Source organism: Armatimonas sp. (assembly GCF_031410135.1).
Classification (GTDB): domain Bacteria; phylum Armatimonadota; class Armatimonadia; order Armatimonadales; family Armatimonadaceae; genus Armatimonas.
This window is the reverse complement of the sequence record NZ_JANNYP010000695.1, coordinates 1-4,510: the sequence shown is the minus strand read 5'-3', so window position 1 is coordinate 4,510 and position 4,510 is coordinate 1. Positions and strand designations below refer to the sequence as shown.

Genomic DNA, 4,510 nt, shown 5'->3' with positions numbered 1-4,510 from the left:
AAGTACAGCCGCCACAAAACCTAGGGCAATACCCTTTACAATAGCACGATTCATCTATGTGTGTCTCCAAAATGACAGCCGGTCACAAAATATTAACGGAAGCATGACCTAGCGATTTACGACCAAATTATGGGTATTTTGCGATAAAAAATGAGGTAAAATAAGAAACCTAGTATTACTAACAGTGCCTGATATACTGCAACATGCGCATCACACCTAAGACGGGCTTGGGGTTTGTCCTCTCCCCAATTTTCTGTATTCTGCTTCTATCAGCGCTAGGCTTTCGGAGCCATACTATCTGGACAGCAGCCGCCTTTTCCCTCCTCCCCATCCTCTTTGGCGCACTCGCTTGGACACATCAGGTGCGCCTCCGCCGTGACTTTCGCACGCTCACTTACCAGCGAAACGCACTTATTGCCTGCCTCGCCCTTCTCCTCTCCATCCCCCTCACCCGCTGGCCCTTGTGGCTGGCTATTTACAGCACGAGTAACCAGCTCGATTTACTCGCCACTGACACGCTGGTACAACGGCAGAAAGAGTTTGATGAAACTGCGAAACGGATGGCAGGCGGCTGTGGGAACTGGATTCACTTTTTTGATCGGTACGCAGGTAGTCCAGCCCGTTGGTTTGGCTTGCTTCATGTGAACCTGGTTCGTGTTGATAAATCCCATGACGAAGAAATCCTGGTGTACTACACTCTTGCTTCAAGCATCAGAATTGTTCGAACGATCCAACCAAACCAGCGCTATTGGACGATAGAGGAGTAATGTTTAATGGAAAAGCTCACAGAGTGGAACATCCTAGGGTAGCCAATCGTTCTGGAAGTATGCTGGCAAATGATTTTAGCGGTGGAGTACCGCTTGGTGTCGGGATTGCAGGGGCGCTTACATCGCTTGGGTTGATGGCTATGGCCTGGTATGCACGGGGGCACTGGCGGCGTAGCCTGAAGACACTGGGGCTGGGCTTACAGGGTGCGGGGGTCTACCGGGGTCGGGCTATCCAGATCACGCGCAAGGGCCAGTCTGTCACCATTGCCATTCGCACCCGAAACGCCGCTCGGCTCTACGATGAGCTGAGCAGCGAAGGCCCCGTGCCAAGCCTTCCCTGGATCACGGAGCTAGCGGCGATGCAGCTTAGCACACTCGCCTTTGCTCGACGCGTCTGGGATCGGTGGCATATACAGCTCAAGGAACAGACGCTCCAGATCTCTTGTGCCACACTTCAGCCCGAGCGCCTCCGATTTTTACTGGATCTCGCCTGTGATCTCGCCGATGGAGTAGATCGCTTCGGCGAAGAGAGACAGCCTCGGCTACGGTTCCGTCGACGTGCGCTATACTAGGGGGTAATGACCCCCACTTTAATTGGTAACACTACCGAAGAGCTAACGGCACTCCTGACCGAGATGGGCCTTCCTGGCTATCGCGGGAAGCAGCTCGCCCGTGGTTTCTATACCCGTTTTGCCCGTGACTTCGATGCTTTCTCGGACTTGCCCAAGGCGCTCCGTGAGAAGCTTGCCGCTGAGACACAGCTTGCACCCTGCTCGGAAAGAAGTGTTCAAAGCGCTCCCGATGGCACGGAGAAGTATCTGCTCAACCTGACCGATGATGAGGTAATCGAGGCGGTTTACCTGCCCTATGAAGACCGAACTGCGGTGTGTGTGTCGTCGCAGGTGGGCTGCCCGATGGCATGCTCATTCTGCGCGACGGGCACCGAGGGGCTGGCACGAAACTTAACGGCAGGAGAGATCGTAGATCAGCTCTTGTTTATGCAGGCAAAGCACCCCGAGCAGCGTATCTCGCACTTAGTACTCATGGGAATGGGCGAGCCGCTGATCAACCTGCCCAATGTTCTCAAAGCCTTGCACCTGCTCCACGACGAAGTCGGGCTCTCGTACCGGAACATGACGGTCTCGACGGTGGGTGTTGTGCCAGGGATGGAGAAACTGGCGGCGGAAGACCTGCCCATCACATTGGCTGTCTCGCTCCATGCCCCCAATAACACACTCCGCTCCGAGCTGGTGCCGCTGAATGAAAAATACCCCATCGGGCGACTCATGGAAGCCTGCCGCCACTACACGGACACGACGCGCCGACGCATTACCTTCGAGTATGTTCTCATGGCCGGAGTGAACGACACGGAAAAAGAGGCGCATGAGCTGGGCGAGCTGCTGCGCCGCCAGCCACTCTGCGCTGTGAACACGATTCCCTACAACTCCACCGATGTCGAGGCACGCTACCAGCGCCCCACCCCTGAGGCGGCTCGTCTGTTTCGAGAGATTGTCGCCTCGTACGGCGTGACCATTACCCAGCGCTACGAGAAAGGCCACCGGATCGCCGCCGCGTGTGGGCAACTCAAGCGCTCCGCGCTCAAGCCCGGCTCCGCCATGCGCCCCTTGCCTCTCTTCTCCCAGATACCTGTCGCGGAGCCAACCGAGCCCGCTCTGGAGCCCGCCGCATGACAGCGGAGGAGTGGCGAGAGCGGCTTGCCACGCTTCCTCAGAAAGAGATCCAGCGCTTACTCAAGGGCGAGCCTGCGGTGACGGCACAGATCAGCGCGGGGTTTCGCCCCGGTGTCGAGACTCTGAGGAATCCGATTGTTCTGAAGCGTCTGGCGGAGGCACTGCCCAAAAATCCGAAGTTAGCGGAGGCGATAGAGAGCCTGGAGCCTGTGTCAGCGACGGTGACATCTCCCCAGCCGTCAGCCCCTTCCCACCCCGCCTCGTCCCTCGGCGACCCTCCCTCTTCGAAGGAGGGTGAGCTTAAGGCGAAGGTGAAAGAGCTACGGGCGGCTCTGCGAGAAAAAGACGCGGAGCTGACCGAGCTTCGTGCGCGACTCGTGCAGTGTGAAAAGGAGCGGGATGCGGCCCTAATAGAGCGAGACACCGAGCGCCAGGCACGGGAGACACGCGAGGCACAACTTGAGCGTGAGCGGCGCCGGAAAGTTCCTGAGCCCGTGGTGGTGAAGGCGACAGCTCCAACGATCAGTGTCCCTGCGCCCACGCTGGAGCCACCGACTTCCTGGGTACCTGAGGCGCTGAATCGCCTGCTTCAGCGTGGTCACGATGCGACCGTCCTTGCGCTCTGTCGTGAGCTTCTCACCGACGATACCCTCTCCCTCATTGCACGGGCAGGGATTCAGGGAGCCTATGCACTGGCCCTCGATAGCCTGGGCGCTCCCGATGCCTCGGAGCAGTCCCGAGGCGCCGCTGAGGCTTTTCTGAGTGCAGGCCAGCCTCTGGAAGCGTCCGAGGCGCTCTTGCGCTCGTTTACCCGAAACACTCCAAATACGGCAGAGCGAGTACTGCTCCAGAAGCTCCTCGCCATGGCCGAGCGCCGGGGGGAGCTTGAGGCACTGGGCCTGAGCTGGCTGCGCCAGCGCCTCACCCGCCCCGCTGCCTTTGCCTGTCTGACCAAGGGCTTGGAGAGTGTCGGAAAAAAATACCCCCAGCTCCTGCCCGAGGCCCGTGCCACGGTGCTTGCCCCCGATGCGACCGTCGCGCTCCCGACAAAATCGAAGAGCGCAGCCACGGTGACGGCGCGAAAGCTGGTGCAGGCCATAGACGAAGGTGACGTCACGCTGGTGAGCCAGGCTCGGGCTGGCTTGCAGGCGCTTCGTGCCAGCGATCCCAGCATTGCAGATGCTCTCTTGGAGGCCGTGGGCCGCCTCAGCCCACCTAGCCTGGCGACACTGACCGCGTCGCGCCTGCGTCCGATTGTCGTGGATGCGTCCAATGTTGCACGACACATTGGCGACCCTCTGGCGGCGTTAGTAAATAAAAAAACTACCGGCTCAACGGTGCAGCTTGTCGCACTTCGGGAGTTCTTACTCCTGCGCGGCTTCTTTCCCGTGATCTGCATCGCGGATGCCAACCTGCGCCATGTTGTCACCGAGAAAGCTGCCTACGCAGCGCTGGTGGATCGGCATATTGTCCGCGAGACTCTCCCGGGAACCAGCGCCGATGAGCTACTTCTCACCGAGGCCCATGCCCACAATGCCCCCCTGCTCACCAACGACCGCCTCGCGGATTGGGGAAAGCAGGCAGACGGTATCGAGCGGCTCGGCTTCACGATCCACAAAAACACCGTCACCCTGCTCCCGACTTAGATTTACAGCTTCCAGCCCTTTCGGTAGGGCGGGGCGATGTAGGCATTGGCGGCATTGTTGTTGGTAAAGCGCACCGATTTTGCATCCCACTTGAGGGTCTGGCCGGGGAAGCGAATCGCGATGGCTCCCAGAAGCGCCACTTGCGTGAGCCGTCCGCCATAGTCAAAGTTAGAGCCCGCCTGCCGTCCCGTTCGGATCGCCTCAAGCCAGTCCCAGTGATGGCCCTTGACTCGCGGAATGGTCTCTTTGGGTGCATTGCTTCCCGTGTTCTCGTTTCGGAGCTTCTCGGGCAAGATATGGCAGCCACCTCCCCCGTGTGAGCCATGGACAATCATTCCCTTTTCGCCAAAGAGAATGGCTCCGGTGCGTGGCACTTCGTCATCCCCGAAGTCTTTGGGTTTAGGGA

At 59.0% G+C, this 4,510-nt stretch carries 4 protein-coding genes and 1 pseudogene; 4 read left to right on the top strand and 1 reads right to left on the bottom strand.

The features are described from left to right. Positions 1 to 203 precede the first annotated feature (203 nt). From RMO15_RS25460 to RMO15_RS25445, 4 genes are read left to right on the top strand one after another with little or no spacing between them, the layout of a single operon-like run. Positions 204 to 767 (top strand): hypothetical protein, encoded by a 564-nt coding sequence (locus tag RMO15_RS25460; RefSeq protein ID WP_309719342.1) that lies wholly within the window; start codon positions 204 to 206, stop codon positions 765 to 767. A 59-nt stretch (positions 768 to 826) separates the two neighbouring features. Then, a complete protein-coding gene (locus RMO15_RS25455; protein ID WP_309719339.1) occupies positions 827 to 1,339 on the top strand; it encodes a hypothetical protein in 513 nt (170 codons plus the stop codon). A 6-nt stretch (positions 1,340 to 1,345) separates the two neighbouring features. Continuing rightward, a complete protein-coding gene (gene rlmN / locus RMO15_RS25450; RefSeq protein ID WP_309719337.1) occupies positions 1,346 to 2,458 on the top strand; it encodes a 23S rRNA (adenine(2503)-C(2))-methyltransferase RlmN in 1,113 nt (370 codons plus the stop codon). Further along, positions 2,341 to 4,104: a hypothetical protein gene (locus RMO15_RS25445; RefSeq protein WP_309719334.1), complete on the top strand. Its 1,764-nt coding sequence runs from the start codon at positions 2,341 to 2,343 to the stop codon at positions 4,102 to 4,104. Before rlmN ends, RMO15_RS25445 begins: the two co-directional genes overlap by 118 nt. A 2-nt stretch (positions 4,105 to 4,106) precedes the next feature. Here RMO15_RS25445 and RMO15_RS25440 read toward each other — a convergent pair. After that, positions 4,107 to 4,510, bottom strand: a pseudogene (locus tag RMO15_RS25440) (gfo/Idh/MocA family oxidoreductase); the annotation flags it as partial.

What these genes read in the sequence shown, in the direction of transcription:
- RMO15_RS25460 (WP_309719342.1), top strand. Translation starts at nt 204, where the DNA reads ATGCGCATCACACCTAAGACGGGCTTGGGGTTTGTCCTCTCCCCAATT.
- RMO15_RS25455 (WP_309719339.1), top strand. Translation starts at nt 827, where the DNA reads ATGCTGGCAAATGATTTTAGCGGTGGAGTACCGCTTGGTGTCGGGATT.
- rlmN (WP_309719337.1), top strand. Translation starts at nt 1,346, where the DNA reads ATGACCCCCACTTTAATTGGTAACACTACCGAAGAGCTAACGGCACTC.